Below are 15,577 nucleotides of genomic sequence, written 5' to 3'. Positions count from 1 at the left end.
CTGCCAGACGGCTTGCTCTTACTGCTCGTCAGGTATGGCGCGGCACGCCGCGGGCGCTGGCTGTGGTCAGTGGGTGGTGAGCATGCCTTCGCGCAGTCGGGTCAGTGTGCGGTTCAGGAGGCGCGAGACGTGCATTTGGGACACGCCCAGGTGTTCGCCGATCTGGGCCTGGGTGCGTTCTTCGACGAACCGCAGGTGGATGATGCGCCGGTCTCGTTCGTCCAGCTCGGCGATCAGGGGAGCCAGGGCGTGGAAGTCTTCCACCAGCTCCAGGGCCGCGTCCTCGGTGCCGATGAAGTCCGCGAGCGCGGTCTCGCCGTCCTCGCTTGAGCTGATGGCGGCGTCCAGGGAGGAGGAGTTGTAGCCGTTGGAGGCCAGCATGGCTTCGTTGACCTCCTCCTCGCTCAGGCACATCAGCTGTGACAGTTCCTTGACGCTGGGGGTGCGGCCGAGTCGGCTGCGGAGTTCCTCGGTGGCCTTGGCCAGCTGGACGCGGGCTTCCTGCAGGCGGCGGGGGACGTGCACGGCCCAGGAGGTGTCGCGGAAGAACCGCTTGATCTCACCGACGATGTAGGGGACGGCGAAGGAGGTGAACTCGACCTCGCGGCTGATCTCGAACCGGTCGATGGCCTTGATCAGGCCGATGGTGCCGACCTGGACGATGTCCTCCATCTCTTCCGGTCCGCGGCTGCGGAAGCGGGCGGCCGCGTAGCGGACGAGGGAGATGTTCATCTCGATCAGCGTGTTACGCGCGTACTGGTACTCGGCAGTGCCTTCCTCAAGCACCGCCAGCTGGTCGAAGAACAGCCGCGACAGTTCACGGGCGTCCTTGGGAGCCACTTGTGAGGGGACTGCGACTTTTGGCAGGTCGGCTATGTGCGCATCCGCCTTCACCGTCACTGTCATGATGTGTCCTCTCAGGTGTCCGGCCCCTTGCCGTGCCGACAACCGAGCGCCGACGACAGGGCGCATACCCGCACTCGGCGAGAGCACTCCTGCGGATGGGAAGCAGCTTTTCGCTCCGTGATTTTGGCCGTGCCGGGATGAGGAGCGGCGTGTTGGCTACCCGCCTGGTGGCGGGGTTTGGAAGACAGCCTTGCTGGGCTCTTCGGGGCGATACCCCGGAGAGCCTGTCTGCTGTAAAGCGGTGGGCTGCGGAGGGATGGATTTGGTCCTGGCCGAGTTGCGTGCCGCGTTGGCGCGTCGCACGTGAACGATTCCGTCCTTCGTCCCTCGGCGAGTACGGGCAGGGGGCTGGTGCCGTCCGCTGGAACCGGGACGGGTGCTGTGTGTCTGCCCTGCTCACAAAGGCTCGGAGCGCCGAGGCGGGCCCGCATGGTCGCGTTGGCGGTGCCGTGGGCGGGCAGGATGATTACGCCAGTGAGGCGGAGCATCCTCGAGCGGTCCGGGACCGCGGCCCAGGGGCACTGATCCGTTTGCGGCTGGTGCGCAGCGCAGGATGTTGATCAGGACGTTGAGCCCTTGGGGAGCCGCAGAGGGTCACCTGGGCCAGAGGGTGGTCCCTGGGGGGATCAGGCGGCGGTTTCCTCAGCGAGGGCCTGATGGAGGGTGGGGTACAGCTCGATGACGTCGTCGAGGCCGACGATGTGCAGGAGTTGGAGCACGGGCGTGGGGGTGTGGGCCAGGCGCAGCCAGCCGTCGCAGGCCCGGGCGGCGTTGTTTGCGGCGACGAGGACGTTGATGCCGCTGGAGTCCATGAAGGTGACGTCCCGGAAGTCGACGACGGTGTACCGGACGGGGCCGTCGTCGGCGGTGAGCGCCTGGCGGAAGGTGCCGGCCGTGGTGTGGTCGATCTCACCGGCCAGGGTGAGGACGTGCACGCCGTCAGCGGTGGTGTGCTGGGTGACGGTCAAGTGGGCCTGGCTCATACCGTCTCCTGTCCGTCCGAGGTGAGCACTTGCCGCTACGGGGCCACAGCCCACGCAAACGCACGCCGTACCGCGGTGTCAACCACCCCCGAGTGGAGGCCCTGTCGGCGGACGCCTCAGGTCGTTGATCGCCGCGAGGTCGAAGGGTGTGGGCTCAGCACTTCGGCGGGCCAGTCCGCTCGGCGCCGGCTCCTCGCGCAGCGTCCACTGCCAGGTGGTGTGGCGAGATCCGGTAGATCCGCGCGGAGAGGACTTCGCGATGCCCGCCCACGGGTGAGGTACGGCTCGACCGCCGCTTGGTACGAGGCGCTGGAGTGGACGGCGGTACGACCTGGGCGCGCGGGCGCCCGGAACGCGCCCCCAGCCTCCGGCACGGCCGCCCATTCGAGTTCTGCTTACCCGCCCCTCCCCGGCTCTGGCGCAGTAATGCGTACACCTTGCTGTCGAACATGCGAAGCCACAGCAGGAGCACCGAAAGGAGGTTCACGACGCTGCCGAATAGATCTGGTGTTCACTGCGGCATTGGAGTTCGGACGTGGACTCGATCTAGGCTGCGTCGGTTCGTGCCGCTCGCGGCGGCCCATAGACGGAGAGGAAAGCCGATGACGCAGCAGGCTTCGGCGGCCCACCCGGCGCCCGGGCGGCGCCCCGAGCTGGTCCCGGATCCCCATGTGGAGGCGGTCCGTATTGCGGCGGTACGCCGGTACGACATCCTCGATACCCCGCCCGACGGCGCGTTCGACCGGGTGGCGGCGATGGCGGCCCGCCTCTTCGATGTCCCCGTGGCCACGGTCACGATCGTGGACACCGACCGCATCTGGTTCAAGGCCGCACACGGCCTGGAGGGCGTCAAGGAGATCGGCCGCGATCCGGGCCTGTGCGGCTCGGCGATTCTGCGCGATCACGCGCTGGTCATTCCCGACACCCTTCGTGACCCCGTGGCGGCGGACAATCCGCTGGTCGCCGGAGAGATGGGGGTGCGCTTCTACGCCGCCGCACCGATCATCACCCCCGACGGCCACCGGCTGGGCACGGTCAACGTCCTGGACACCAAGCCGCGTTCCATCACCGAGGACGACACCGCCACACTGGCCGATCTTGCCGCGATCGTGCTGGACGAGATGGAGCTGCGACTGTCGGCGCTGCGCGCACTGCGCAACGAGCAGGAGCGGCGGGAAGTGGAACGGGCCGCGCGGGAACAGGCGGAGAAGGACAAGACCGCCATCGCCGCGTTCGCCTCCACCCTCCAGCGCACCCTGCTGCCCCCGGCGCTTCCCGTGGTGCCCGGCCTGGAGCTGGCCTGCCACTATCACACCGCCTCCGTACACGATGTGGGCGGCGACTTCTACGACGTCTTCCCCGTCGACGGCAGCCGGTGGGCGTTCTTCCTCGGTGACGTGTGCGGCAAGGGCCCCGAGGCGGCGACCGTCACGGCCCTGGCCCGTCACACCCTGCGCGTCGCGGCCCAGATCGACCCGGAACCGGTCACCGTCCTGAGCACGCTCAACACCGCCCTGCTCACCGACGTCACCGCCGGAAGCCGCTTTTGCACCGCCCTCTTCGGCCTGCTGGCACCCCGGGAGGACGGCGGTTTCAGTGTCACCGTGGCCACCGGCGGCCACCCGCCGGCCTACCATGTGCGCCCCGATGACAGCGGCGAGGTATGGGTCAAGGCGGTCCGGCCCAAGGGCGGCATGCTCATCGGAGCCTTCCCCCAGGCCTCCTTCGCCCAGGCCACCTTCTTGCTGGCCCCCGGGGAGGGGCTGTTCCTCTACACCGACGGGCTGACCGAAGTCCGCACTCCCCAGGGCGCCATGCTCGGCGAGGACGGCCTGACCGGCTTCCTCCACCAGCGCACCGGCCCTCTTACCGCCACCGCCCTGGTGGAAGACGCCGTCACGTTGCTGGCCTCAATGCCCGACGGAGCCGGCGACGACGTGGCCCTGCTGGCCCTGTCCGTGTCCGACTCCGAAACCGGACCCGATGCCGGGGTCGCCGCCACCGCCCACACCACTGCCGCACCCGAACACTTCGGCCAGGAGTGATGAACGACGTGACCGACACGCTTCACCTGACCGTCCAGCACCCCCGACCCGGTCTCGCGATCGCCACGATCGTCGGGGACGTGGACATGCAGACCGCGCCCGCCCTGCGCTCCGGGGCCCTGGAGATCATTCAGCTAGGACACCCGTGCCTGGTCCTGGACCTGGCACAGGTCGGCTTCTGCGACTCCGCCGGTCTCAGCGCGATCATCGGCATCTGGCACGCAGCTCAGGAAGCGGGCGGCTCGCTCAGCCTCGCCGCCGTCCCCGACCGCCTGATGCGCATGCTCAGCATGACCGGCGTCGACTCGTTCCTGCCTGTCCATGCCACAGCCGCCGACGTGACCGACAGGCCGCCCACCTCCGCACAGAGGTAAGCAACTTCTGGCCTGCCAGACCAGAGGCTTGCGCGGCGATCCAGCGCGGCACCAGGCAGTCCGGCTCTCTCCACGACAGCGGACGCAATTCGGCAGCGGTTCGGGAGGCGGATGGGCGCTGTCTGGCCAGCTGTGCGATCCTGCCGGGCACAGCGTGAATTCCTTGTGACGGTCATGTGAGGCGGGGCGGGCTGCATGGGGCAGACGGCGGGGGATGAGGGACAGAAGACCGGGGACAGTGATCCGCTGTCGGCGTCGGCAGCCTATGACGGCGACTCTTCCTGTATCGGTGCCGCGCGGCACCTGGCCATCGGCTTCCTCACCGACGTGCAGGCCGTGCACGGGCTGCCGGTGTCGGAGCGGGCGCTGGGCATGACGCAGCTGGTGGTCAGCGAACTGGTCACCAACGCGGTGAAGTACGCGCCCGGGCCGGTCATGCTCGATCTGCAGATCGTTGGCGGTGCGGTACGGGTATCGGTGTGGGACAGCGATCCGGTCCTGCCGGACGTCGCCGCCACCGACCCGCAGCGAGTGGGCCGGCACGGCCTGGAAATCACCCTCGCCGTCAGCCAGGGCTATGAAGTCCACCGCGAACCGGTCGGCAAACGCGTCGCGGCGCTGATCGCGCTGGCCGACGACCCCGCCGGGCACATCGCCGGCCGCACTGCGCCATAGGGGCCCGATAGGGAGGCCGACAGGAGGTGGGCTGGGGTCCGATATGGAGGCGCAGATTCCGCTGCTTCACCGGGCCCCAGCTATGAGGCCTGGTGCCCATGAAGGTGGCGATTACACCGTTTTAGCCGGGTGGGATGTCCTGGTGCCGGACATGTCTGCGGGCCCCGGGTGCGCCCGGGGCCCGCAGTGTGGCGCGTTGCCGCTTGACAGTTACCAGCGGTACCAGCGGCCCTTGCGGCCGCTGGTATCCGCCGTCCGCACGACGAAGCCCAGCAGCCAGATCACCAGCACGATCACGGCGATCCACCACAGTGCCTTCAGCGCGAAACCCGCACCAAAGAGGATCAGAGCCAGCAGCAGAACCAGAAGCAGGGGAACCATAGTTATCAACCTCCGACGCACCGGATGCCCTGTCCATCGAGGAACACACGGTCGATTCCCCTGGATTCTCGGCCGCTCGTACGGATACTCGACGCGCTTCCACCACCGCACACATCGCCCGTGAGATCTCATGGGAGATTCCGGCACCGCGATACCTGACAGACCGCCGCCTCACGGACCAGGACGATGGTCCGCGTCCGTCGACAACGCACGATCACCGGGCGGCCTCCCCAGGCAGTGGTATCAGCGCCCGCGCCATGGCCATCATCCTGCGCGTGCCCGCTCCCGACCGCAGCCCGGGACGCCGCGTGGCTGCTACTGGAACGCCGGCACGACATCCCGCGGCTGACCTGAGGGGGCCACAATGTGACGTTCTGATCGTCAGGCGCGCTGAGGAGAGGGATCCCCCGGTGGGGTCTGACCTCCACACCGTGGAGGGGGCAAGCGGGTGCCGACGTGCAGGGGCAGGCTCGTTCAGTCCCCCGTGGCGGGTCTGCTCCTGGTCGTCCTGCGGCTTCGGCTGTCCGAAAGGCAGGACACATTTCGCTGCCCTGCTCCAACCCTCCTGCGATGTTGCGCCAGGGCACCCGCCCGGGCGTGGGCTGATGTCATCGCTCAGACGTTCTCGGCCTGCGGGCCATTCTGTCCCTGAGTGACGTCGAAGCGGACCTTCTGGCCCTCTTGCAGCTCTCGGTAGCCGCCGCCGGCAATGGCTGAGTAGTGGACGAGCACGTCAGGCCCGCCGCCCTCCTGTTCGATGAAGCCGAAGCCTTTCTCTGCGTTGAACCACTTCACCGTGCCGGTGGCCATTGCTGGTCTCCCTCGTCACTGATCGGGCGGCGCGGCACCGTACCGCGCGGCCGTAGGTTGGACCATCGCGGAGCACCTGGACGCTGGAAGGGAGAAACGCCCCGGTGCCACGCCTGCGTCGCACGTCCCCGCTCTCACCTCGCGAGGCACGAGCCGTGCGACCAGTAGCTTCACGTCTCGTCCGGCACCTGCCCTAGAACGGCGCCGTTCCCCCCATAGAGGGCACGGACGTCTCGTCGCCTGGGGCGGCAAGGGGACGGATCCGACGCTCGTGCCCGGACGGCAAGCGCAAGCTACGAGAAGCAGGGTGTCATCACGGTGCACGTCAGCGGCCATGTCCTCATCCTCCACCGGGCGAAAACGCGACCCTGGTCCGCCGGGGGAAGAACAGGGGCCGCCTGCCATGACAGGCGGTCACCGAGGCCGATGCGCTACTCCGGCGCAAACGCCAGCCAGGCAAGAGCCGCAGCGACAGCAACTGGTGAAGAGGCAGTATTCCGGGAGTGCGCTATTCCAACGCTGAGACTGTGACGGCTGTGCTGCTGGATGGTCACGCCAAGACGGCGTGAAGATCGCCGGTGGCGGCGTTAAGGACGCGCGAAGAATCGGGCCCCGCCCGGATGGACGCGTTGGCTGCCGGTTGTGTCGATATCACTCAAGCGGCTGATCGTGGGCCGCCCCCTCAGTAGTGACCGCCTGCGTGAGCAGATGCTGCCCAAGCGGATCGCCCTGCCGGTCTTTGCCAGTGACCCGTTGTCGTCGGTGGCGTATGCGACGCAGGAGATTTTGCTGGTTCTGACGTTGGGCGGGCTGGCCTATCTGCACTTGGCGCCGTGGGTGGCGGCCGCGGTGGTGGTGCTGCTGGCGGTGGTGGTGTTGTCCTACCGGCACGTGGTGCGGGCCTACCCTTCTGGCGGTGGCTCCTATGAGGTGGCCTCCCGCAACTTGGGCCCAGGGGCGGGGCTGGTGGTGGCTTCCGCACTGATGGTGGACTACGTGATGACGGTGGCCGTGTCGGTTGCGGCCGGCGTGGACAACATCATTTCGGCGGTGCCGGCGCTGGGTGAGTACCGGGTCGGGGTGAACCTGGGGTTCGTGGTGCTGCTGACCGCGATGAATCTGCGTGGAGTCCGCGAGTCGGGCAGGCTGTTCGCGGTACCGACGTATCTGTTCATTGCCGGCGTGCTGGCGATGGTCGTCATCGGGCTGCTGCAGACTGCCTTCGGCCACGCACCGGTGGCCGAGAGCGCCGGGTGGCAGGTCCACGCCGAGCCGGGCCAGACGGGACTGACCGGCATGGCGCTGGTGCTGCTGGCGCTGCGGGCGTTCTCTTCCGGCTGCACGGCACTGACCGGTGCTGAGGCGATCTCCAACGGGGTGCCGGCGTTCCGGCCGCCGAAAGCGCGGAACGCGGCCACCACGATGGCGGTGATGGGTGGGCTGTCGATCACCATGTTCGCCGGGATCACGGCGCTGGCTCTGATCGCGGATGTCCGGTACGTCGAGGACGCCTGCCAGCTGGTGGGCTTTCCCGGCAACTGCGCGACCGGTTCGCAGCGCACGGTGATCGCCCAGCTTGCTGCGGCGGTGTTCGGCGGCACGGACACGGTGATGTTCTTCTACATCCAGGCCGCGACCGCATTGATCCTCATCCTGGCGGCCAACACCGCCTTCAACGGTTTCCCGCTGCTGGCGGCGATCCTGGCCGAGCACCGTTACCTGCCCCGGCAGCTGCACACCCGCGGGGACCGGCTGGCGTTCTCCAACGGCATCGTCATCCTGGCCGCGGTCGCCGGAACCCTGATCTATGCCTTCGAGGGGTCGGTTACCCGTCTGATCCAGCTCTACATCCTGGGCGTGTTCACCTCCTTCACCCTCTCCCAGGCCGGCATGGTCCGGCACTGGAACCGTGAGCTGGCCGACCATACCGATCCCGCACGGCGTCGGCGCATCCACCGTTCGCGGGCGATCAACGCGGTGGGCGCGTGCCTGACCGCGCTGGTGCTGGTCGTGGTCCTGGTGACCAAGTTCAGCCACGGCGCCTATCTGGTGGTGATCGCCATGCCGGTGCTGTACGCGATGATGCGCGGCATCCGCCGCCACTACGACCGCGTGGCAGACGAGCTGCGCCCGCAGCCGGGCGGCATCGTGCTGCCCAGCCGCACCCACGCCGTGGTGCTGGTCTCCCAGCTCCACCAGCCCACCCTGCGTGCGCTGGGCTACGCCACGGCCACCCGCCCGGACTCCCTCACCGCCCTCACCGTCAAGATCAGCGACGAGGAAGTGAGCGCGCTGCGCACCGAGTGGGAGGAGCGCCGGATCCCGGTGCCGCTGAGGGTGATGGCCTCCCCGTACCGTGACATCACCGGCTCGGTGCTGGAGTACATCGCCGGCCTCCACCGCGAGCACCCCCAGGGCCTCATCGCCGTCTACATCCCCGAGTACGTGGTCGGCCACTGGTGGGAGCAACTACTGCACAACCAGTCCGCATTGCGGCTGAAGGCCCGGCTGCTGTTCCAACGCGGGGTGATGGTCACCAGCGTGCCGTGGCAGCTGGACTCCAGCGATCGCGCGGCCCCACAGCAGCCGTGCCCCGCCGGGCCCGGCGTCCGGTCGAAGGTCGGTTAGCGTTTCGACTCATGAAGGGTTTGGACCTGCTCCATGACCGTGGCCGGCGCCGAAGGGGCACAGGCGGCCGTCGGCTCGCCGCGGCTGGAGCCGCCGCGGCGGGCCTGGCGGTCCTCACCGTGGCCTTGGTGCCCGTGAGGGGCTCGCTGTCGCTGGCCAGCATCGTGCTCATCTATCTGACGGCGGTGGTCCTCGTGGCCGCCACCGGCGGCCTGAGCCTGGCACTGGTGGCTGCGGTGACCTCCGATGTGCTGGTCAACTTCTTCTTCGTCCCGCCCTACCGCACCCTGACGGTCGAGAACCGTGACCTGGTCATCACCCTGGCCGTCTACGTGGTGGTCGCCACCACGGTCAGCGTCGCGGTCGACCTGGCCGCCCGGCAGCGAGCCGCTGCCGCCCGCAGCGGCGTCGAGGCCGCTCTGCTGGCCCGGATCACCGAGGCGCCGCTGGAGGAACGGCCACTGAGCGCGGTGCTGGAGCACGTGCGGAACTCCTTCGGCATGACCGGCGCCGCGCTGCTGGAACGCGACGCCGACGGCGAACGCCCGGTAGCCGTCGTCGGCGAGCCGCCATCAGCTGATCCGACGCTGTCCGCGCCGGCCGGGGAGCACCTGCGGCTGGTGGCGGACGGCCCCGCCGTCTTCGCCGCCGACCAGCGCTTTCTCACCCTGCTGGCCACAGCCGCCGCCCGCGCGCTGCAAGCCGAGCGCCTGGCCGCCCAGGCTGCCCGCGCGCGGGAGTTGACCGAGATCGACAAACTGCGCGCCGCGCTGCTGGCCGCTGTCGGTCACGACCTGCGCACCCCGCTCGCCGGCATCAAGGCGTGCGTGTCCAGCCTGCGTGAGCCCGACCTGGAACTCACCGACGCCCAGCAGGCCGAACTCCTGGCCACCGTGGACGCCTCCGCCGACAAGATGAACGACCTGGTCGAAAACCTCCTCGCGCTCAGCCGCCTGCAAGCCGGCGCCCTCAGCGTCCATCCACGCGCCACCACCATGGATGAGATCACCGCCGCCGCCCTCCTGCACACCACGCCACCCCCCGGACGCGCCGTCAACGTCGACGTTCCCGATGATCTGCCGCCCGCCTGGGCCGACCCGGGCCTGCTGGAACGGGTCGTCGCCAATCTGGTCGCCAACGCGCTCGACGCCGGCCCACCGGACCAACCCGTCCACGTCCACGCCCGCCAGGAAGGACAAGTGATCCGTCTGCAGGTCATCGACCACGGCCCGGGAGTCCCCGCCGACCAGCGAGAACGCATCTTCGCTCCTTTCCAGCGCCTGGACGACCACACGACCCGTCACGGCCTCGGACTGGGCCTGGCCATCGCCCGCGGCTTCACCGAAGCCATGAACGGCACCCTCACCCCCACCGACACCCCCGGCGGCGGCCTGACCATGACCCTCACCCTCCCGACAGCACCATGACCCGCATCCTCATCGTCGACGACGACCCCCACCTGCTGCGCGCCCTGGCCATCGCCCTGACCGCCCGCGGCTACCACACCGACGCCGCCCCCGACGCCACCACCGCCCTGCGGGCCGCCACCACCAACGCCCCCGATCTTGCCGTCATCGACCTCGGCCTGCCCGACCTCGACGGCATCAACATCGTGGAAGGCCTTCGTGGCTGGTCCACCGCCCCGATCATCGTCCTGTCCGCCCGCCACGATGAGACCGCCAAGATCAACGCCCTGGACGCAGGCGCCGACGACTACGTCACCAAACCCTTCGGCATGGGCGAACTCCTCGCCCGGATCCGCGCCGCCCTACGCCGCGCCACCCCCGCCGACGAACAGCCCCTGATCACCACCGCGGCCTTCACCATCGACCTCGCCGCCAAACGCGTCACCACCGCAGCCGGTGAAATCCGCCTCACCCCCACCGAATGGCAGCTGCTGGAAATCCTCGTCCGCAACCCGGGACGCCTGGTCACCCAACGCCAACTCCTCCATGATGTATGGGGGCCCCGCTACGAGAAGGAGACCAACTACCTGCGTGTTCACCTCGCCAACCTCCGCCGCAAGCTGGAACCAGAACCCTCCCGACCCCGCTACCTCATCACCGAACCCGGCATCGGCTACCGCTTCACCCCCGACATCCCTGCCTGACTCCGCGGTCGCCACCCCGGAACCGGTCTTCCTACCGGGCCGGGTGGCAGCGCCATGTCTTCCGCATCAGCTGGCTCGGGGCGGCCGGTGAGGGCGCCTACCTGATCGGCAGCCACCCGGATAGGACCGCGCAGACGGTCCAGGACCTCTGGGAGAACCCGGACCGGGCCGTCGCTGATGACGCTCTTTGAAATCGGCCACCCCCTGCTCAGGGGTGACCCCACACCTGCTCACGATTCCCCAGATGCGGAATGAGCTGACCTCCTGTGCCGGTTTGTTCCTCGGCCGATGATCAGGGCTGGTTCGCGATCCGCCGGCCGAGCTGTGGAGTGCCGTGGAGAGCCTGCCTGCGCAAGTTCGGCCTGGTCGAGGGCCTGGATGCTCACGCGGGATGAAGACGTGGATGCTCACGTACTGCGTCGTCAGGGTTGGACGATCTCAGCGATCGCGCGACATCTGGGACGTGACCGCAAGACGATCCGCGCCTACCTGAACGGCAATCAGGTCCCTGGCCAACGACGTCAGAGCCCGGACGCCTTCGTGCCCTTCCTGCAGTACTGCAGACAGCGGCTCGCCGATGATACGCACTTGTGGGCCTCAACCCTGTTCGACGAGGTCAGGGACTTGGGCTATGAAGGCGGCTACTCAACCTTCACCCGTACGCCTCGGCGCTACCAGGTCCGGCCGCACTGCGAGCCGTGTCACGCCGCGGCGGGCCGGAACGTCGCTGTGATCGCGCATCCGCCGGGCGAGGAGATCCAGTTCGATTGGCTGGAGCTTCCGGACGCGCCCGAGTCGTGGGGAGTGGGCGAGCACGCTCACCTGCTGGTCGGGGCACTCGCGCATTCGGGCCGGTGGCGGGCGGTGCTGGCGGAGTCCGAGGACATCCCGCACCTGGTCCAGGCCCTCGACCAGGTGGTCCGCAAGCTGGGCGGGACCACGAGGCGGTGGCGCTTCGACCGGATGGCCACGGTCTGTTACCTCTCCAGCGGGCGAGTCACTCCGTCTTTCGCCGCTGTCGCCAAGTACTACGGCGTCGGAGTCGACATCTGCCCGCCCCGTCGAGGTAACCGCAAGGGCGTCGTCGAGAAGGCCAACCACTCGGCAGCCCAACGCCGGTGGCGCACGGTTCCCGACGCGCTGACCGTTGTCCAAGTCCAGTCCGGCATCGACAAGCTCGCCGTCCGCATGGACGAACGCCGCCGGTCGGTGGACGGCATCAAGGTCACGGTCGGTGAGCTTGCCGCCGCTGAAATGCTGCTGGACGTCCCGGTCCGGCCGTTCCCGGCCGAGCTGGAGGTCGAGCGGACCGTGAGCCCGCAGGGCCTCGTTTCCTTCGACGGGAATCTGTATTCCGTCCCGCCGGGACCTGCCGACGCCCAGGTCAGGTCGCCGACCTCATCGTCAAGAAGCTGGCCCTGGAGAACGTCTCCTTCACCTGGCGCCGCGCGGGCAAGGACACCCACGTCATCGTCAAGAAGCGCCAGGCCCCACGTCGTACGTCCCCGCCTGCCTACAAAACGCGAACAGGAGCGGTGGCCAGCGATCAGGGCACATGGCATGAAACGGTTCGGTCGAACCATTTCGCGCCATGTGCCTTACTTGCCTTTATACGCTGAAACGCGCTGCCCTGCTTGGACGGTGTGAAGCGGACCGACGCCACGTTCCGGCGCGCGGGCACGCGCGTCTTGCCGGAGGTGGGGGGCAAGGTGCGGCGCCGCTCCTACAAGCCCGGATGGCGGCGCCTTTCCTTCCGCATCGCGCTGGGCGCCGGAGCCTATTGAGATCGGCTTCCTGACCACCCAGGACCGATGAAGCCACGGCTCACCTTCGTTGAGGGGGACGAGAACGACACGCTCGCCGTCGGCGAGCCGTCGGAGAAGGGTGCAGTGCGGTGAGCTGTAACCGATCAATCTCTCGCCGCCAAGGCAAGGTTCACGCCGACTCCACTTCGGTTTTCGGGCTCTCTTCGGCCGGAATCAGTTGACCCTGCAAATGCCTTTACCTAGTTAAGATGTTCTTGGCTGGTCATTGACTATTCGCTGGTACGCGCAAGTCGTGATGAACTGCCTGGAGGGGGGGCGAATGTTCCTGGGTACGACTGCCGGACCGTGGTTTCGGCTCGCGCCGCCGTCCTGTTCGCCCTCCAGCTGTTCGCACCCGCCGCGTCCTTCGCACATGCGCACACAGTCGGTCAGGCAGAGGCCAAGGCTCAACCCGCAATTAGGCTTCTCCGGGAAGGCGCTGCGCGAGGGGACCCTCACGTCCTGCTACCACGTCCCATCGGGCAATAGGGGCCCGGCCGGGTTGCTCGGCACCCGTGCTCGTCTTCGCCTCGCCGATTCCGGCCTCAGGCGCCCGACCGACCACTGCTCACCCGGGACCCCGCGTCCGCGTACCAGCCGGCCGGGCCCGGCGCGGCTCATCAGCGCTTGTCGAGATGGTCGACGTCCGACACTCCGGCCCTGCATCAGGTCTTCCGCTGCTGAGTACCAGAGCAGTCCTCCCACTCTCTGTCATGTAGGCCCGACGCGCCCCCACTGCGCGCCAGGAGGAATCACCACATCATGCAACCCCTCATCGACAACGCCCGCATGTTCGGACAGCGCCCTGAGGAGTTCGCTCACCTCGCCAAGGGACAGTCCCCTGAGGTTCTCTTCATCACCTGCTCCGACTCCCGGGTCGTACCGGCCCTGATCACGGGCGCCCGTCCCGGCGAGCTCTTCGAGCTGCGCACCGCGGGCAACATCGTTCCCCCGTACCCCTCCGCCACCCCCGCAGGTGAGACGGCCACCATCGAGTACGCGGTGCAGGTGCTCGGCGTCAAGCACATCGTGGTGTGCGGCCACTCCCACTGCGGCGCCGTCGGCGCGGTGGTGCGCCATGACGATCTGACGGCCGTCCCCGCCGTACGCGACTGGCTCGCGCACGCCGCGGACGAGCCCAAGTGCTCCGACACGAGCGACCCGACGGTCGCCGAGGCCGTGCAGAACCACGTGCTGGCGCAGCTGGAGCGGCTTCGCTCCTACCCGTGCATCGAGAAGCGCCTGGAGGCGGGTGGACTCCAGATGCACGGCTGGTACTACGAGGTCCACACCGGCATCGTGCGCGAACACCGCGCCGCCTCCAACACGTTCGAGACGCTCTGAGGGGGCTTGTGCCATGCTGTCCAAGTTCCCTTATCTGAGGCAGGACTTCCTCGCCTCCATCGTCGTCTTCCTGATCGCCGTGCCGCTGTGCGTCGGCGTGGCGGTCGCCTCCGGTGTCCCGGCCGAACTCGGACTGGTCACCGGCATCGTGGGCGGAATCGTCACCGGGATCATGCCCGGCAGCAGCCTGCAGGTGTCGGGTCCGGCCGCCGGCCTGACGGTGATCGTCTTCGAGGCCGTCAGTGAGTTCGGAGTGGCCACCCTCGGCGTGATCGTGCTGATCGCCGGGCTGCTCCAGCTCGCCATGGGCTTTTTGAAGATAGGCCGCTGGTTCCGCGCGATATCCGTCTCCGTCGTCGAGGGCATGCTCTGCGGCATCGGCCTGGTGATCATCGCCGGCCAGCTCTACGCGGCGGCGGGCCTGAAGGCCCCAGAGACCGGCATCGGCAAGATCGTGGGCCTGCCCGGGGCGTTCGCCGACGCGCTCGGCAGTACCCAGGCCCTGGCCTCGCTCGCGATCGGCGCGGGCACCATCGCCGTCATCGTGCTGTGGAGGAGAATGCCCAAGGCGGTGCGGTCCGTGCCCGGCGCCCTCGCCGCGGTGGTCCTGGCCACGGCCGCCACGGCCGCCTTGAGCCTTCCGGTCGCCACTGTCCAGGTGGAGGGCCTGCTCGGCGTCATCCAGCCGCCCGGCCCCGAGACGTTCGGCGAGCTGGCCACCCCGGCCATCTGGGGCACCATCATCGCGTTCGCGCTGATCGCCTCGGCGGAGAGCCTGTTCAGCGCGGCGGCCGTGGACCGGCTGCACAACGGTCCGCGCACCCAGTACAACAAGGAGATGATCGCCCAGGGCGCGGGCAACACGGTGTGCGGTCTGCTCGGCGCGCTGCCGATGACCGCGGTGATCGTACGCAGCTCGGCCAACGTCCACGCGGGCGCGAAGACGAAGGCCTCCCGCGTGCTGCACGGCGTGTGGCTGCTGCTGTTCGCCGCCGCGATGCCGTGGGCCCTGGCCCTGATCCCGATTCCCGCCCTCGCCGGCATCCTGGTGCACGCGGGCTGGAAGCTGATCCCGTTCCGCCAGATCGCCGCGCTGTGGCGGGCCCACCGCGGTGAGGCACTGATCCTCGTCGTCACCGCCGCCTCCATCGTCGCAGTGAACATGTTCGAGGGCGTGCTCATCGGTCTCGCACTATCCGTGATCAAGACCGCCTGGGAGGCCTCGTACGTGAAGCTGGAGGTCATAGACAAGGGCGCCGGTCCCATCCAGGCGCACCTGTCCGGCAACGCGACCTTCCTCAGGCTGCCGAGGATCCTCGACAGCCTAGAGTCCCTGCCCCAGGACCGCCCGATGGAGCTGAACCTGTCCGGGCTGCACCACCTCGACCACGCCTGCCGTACGGCCCTGGAGGACTGGGCCGAGCGACACAGCGCTGTTGGCACGGAACCTGTGAAGGTCACCGAACCGGTGAAGGTCGCGGCCACCGAGCCGGTTTGAAGGCCACGACGCCGTAAA

At 68.5% G+C, this 15,577-nt stretch carries 13 protein-coding genes; 9 read left to right on the top strand and 4 right to left on the bottom strand.

The window, feature by feature from the left end; translation table 11 throughout:
- Positions 1–66: 66 nt before the first annotated feature.
- On the bottom strand, positions 67–906 hold the full coding sequence (locus tag ACIBBD_RS28990) for an RNA polymerase sigma factor SigF (RefSeq protein WP_399422511.1): 840 nt from the start codon (positions 904–906) through the stop codon (positions 67–69).
- 626 nt (positions 907–1,532) lie between these two features.
- Positions 1,533–1,889, bottom strand: coding sequence for an STAS domain-containing protein (locus ACIBBD_RS28985; RefSeq protein WP_399422510.1), 357 nt, complete (start codon positions 1,887–1,889; stop codon positions 1,533–1,535).
- Between the two features lie 602 nt (positions 1,890–2,491).
- Here ACIBBD_RS28985 and ACIBBD_RS28980 point away from each other — a divergent pair.
- The 3 genes from ACIBBD_RS28980 to ACIBBD_RS28970 all read left to right on the top strand — a co-directional run bounded on the left by ACIBBD_RS28980 (position 2,492) and on the right by ACIBBD_RS28970 (position 4,983).
- A complete protein-coding gene (locus ACIBBD_RS28980; RefSeq protein ID WP_399422509.1) occupies positions 2,492–3,934 on the top strand; it encodes a PP2C family protein-serine/threonine phosphatase in 1,443 nt (480 codons plus the stop codon).
- Positions 3,935–3,942: 8 nt separating this feature from the next.
- Positions 3,943–4,308 (top strand): STAS domain-containing protein, encoded by a 366-nt coding sequence (locus ACIBBD_RS28975; protein ID WP_399422508.1) that lies wholly within the window; start codon positions 3,943–3,945, stop codon positions 4,306–4,308.
- Positions 4,309–4,503: 195 nt separating this feature from the next.
- Complete coding sequence (locus tag ACIBBD_RS28970) at positions 4,504–4,983, top strand: ATP-binding protein (protein ID WP_399422507.1); 480 nt, start codon at positions 4,504–4,506, stop codon at positions 4,981–4,983.
- A 210-nt stretch (positions 4,984–5,193) separates the two neighbouring features.
- Here ACIBBD_RS28970 and ACIBBD_RS28965 read toward each other — a convergent pair whose 3' ends face one another.
- Both ACIBBD_RS28965 and ACIBBD_RS28960 read right to left on the bottom strand, forming a co-directional pair.
- Positions 5,194–5,364 (bottom strand): hydrophobic protein, encoded by a 171-nt coding sequence (locus ACIBBD_RS28965; RefSeq protein WP_386645971.1) that lies wholly within the window; start codon positions 5,362–5,364, stop codon positions 5,194–5,196.
- A 615-nt stretch (positions 5,365–5,979) separates the two neighbouring features.
- Positions 5,980–6,174: a cold-shock protein gene (locus ACIBBD_RS28960; RefSeq protein ID WP_399422506.1), complete on the bottom strand. Its 195-nt coding sequence runs from the start codon at positions 6,172–6,174 to the stop codon at positions 5,980–5,982.
- A 642-nt stretch (positions 6,175–6,816) separates the two neighbouring features.
- Between ACIBBD_RS28960 and ACIBBD_RS28955 the strand changes: the two genes are divergently transcribed.
- From ACIBBD_RS28955 to ACIBBD_RS28930, 6 genes are all read left to right on the top strand, one after another.
- Complete coding sequence (locus ACIBBD_RS28955) at positions 6,817–8,802, top strand: APC family permease (RefSeq protein ID WP_399422505.1); 1,986 nt, start codon at positions 6,817–6,819, stop codon at positions 8,800–8,802.
- Positions 8,803–8,813: 11 nt separating this feature from the next.
- On the top strand, positions 8,814–10,229 hold the full coding sequence (locus tag ACIBBD_RS28950) for an ATP-binding protein (RefSeq protein WP_399422504.1): 1,416 nt from the start codon (positions 8,814–8,816) through the stop codon (positions 10,227–10,229).
- Positions 10,226–10,912, top strand: coding sequence for a response regulator (locus tag ACIBBD_RS28945; protein ID WP_399422503.1), 687 nt, complete (start codon positions 10,226–10,228; stop codon positions 10,910–10,912). The genes ACIBBD_RS28950 and ACIBBD_RS28945 overlap by 4 nt, the downstream gene beginning before the upstream one ends.
- A gap of 399 nt (positions 10,913–11,311) precedes the next feature.
- A complete protein-coding gene (locus ACIBBD_RS28940) occupies positions 11,312–12,559 on the top strand; it encodes a Mu transposase domain-containing protein (protein WP_399422502.1) in 1,248 nt (415 codons plus the stop codon).
- A 920-nt stretch (positions 12,560–13,479) separates the two neighbouring features.
- The gene (locus tag ACIBBD_RS28935) at positions 13,480–14,061 is read left to right on the top strand and encodes a carbonic anhydrase (protein ID WP_399422501.1); all 582 of its coding nucleotides are present in this window, start codon (positions 13,480–13,482) and stop codon (positions 14,059–14,061) included.
- A 13-nt stretch (positions 14,062–14,074) separates the two neighbouring features.
- Positions 14,075–15,559 (top strand): SulP family inorganic anion transporter, encoded by a 1,485-nt coding sequence (locus ACIBBD_RS28930; RefSeq protein ID WP_399422500.1) that lies wholly within the window; start codon positions 14,075–14,077, stop codon positions 15,557–15,559.
- The last annotated feature ends 18 nt before the right edge of the window (positions 15,560–15,577 follow it).

The organism is Streptomyces sp. NPDC051315, from assembly GCF_044455165.1.
In the GTDB taxonomy this organism is placed as follows: domain Bacteria; phylum Actinomycetota; class Actinomycetes; order Streptomycetales; family Streptomycetaceae; genus Streptomyces.
The sequence above is the reverse complement of the archived record's forward strand: the minus strand, read 5'-3'. Positions and strand labels throughout refer to the sequence as shown.

Excerpts from the sequence above, each read along its gene's own strand:
- ACIBBD_RS28990 (WP_399422511.1), bottom strand. The coding sequence starts at position 906 with ATGACAGTGACGGTGAAGGCGGATGCGCACATAGCCGACCTGCCAAAA.
- ACIBBD_RS28985 (WP_399422510.1), bottom strand. The coding sequence starts at position 1,889 with ATGAGCCAGGCCCACTTGACCGTCACCCAGCACACCACCGCTGACGGC.
- ACIBBD_RS28980 (WP_399422509.1), top strand. The coding sequence starts at position 2,492 with ATGACGCAGCAGGCTTCGGCGGCCCACCCGGCGCCCGGGCGGCGCCCC.
- ACIBBD_RS28970 (WP_399422507.1), top strand. The coding sequence starts at position 4,504 with ATGGGGCAGACGGCGGGGGATGAGGGACAGAAGACCGGGGACAGTGAT.
- ACIBBD_RS28965 (WP_386645971.1), bottom strand. The coding sequence starts at position 5,364 with ATGGTTCCCCTGCTTCTGGTTCTGCTGCTGGCTCTGATCCTCTTTGGT.
- ACIBBD_RS28960 (WP_399422506.1), bottom strand. The coding sequence starts at position 6,174 with ATGGCCACCGGCACGGTGAAGTGGTTCAACGCAGAGAAAGGCTTCGGC.
- ACIBBD_RS28950 (WP_399422504.1), top strand. The coding sequence starts at position 8,814 with ATGAAGGGTTTGGACCTGCTCCATGACCGTGGCCGGCGCCGAAGGGGC.
- ACIBBD_RS28945 (WP_399422503.1), top strand. The coding sequence starts at position 10,226 with ATGACCCGCATCCTCATCGTCGACGACGACCCCCACCTGCTGCGCGCC.
- ACIBBD_RS28935 (WP_399422501.1), top strand. The coding sequence starts at position 13,480 with ATGCAACCCCTCATCGACAACGCCCGCATGTTCGGACAGCGCCCTGAG.
- ACIBBD_RS28930 (WP_399422500.1), top strand. The coding sequence starts at position 14,075 with ATGCTGTCCAAGTTCCCTTATCTGAGGCAGGACTTCCTCGCCTCCATC.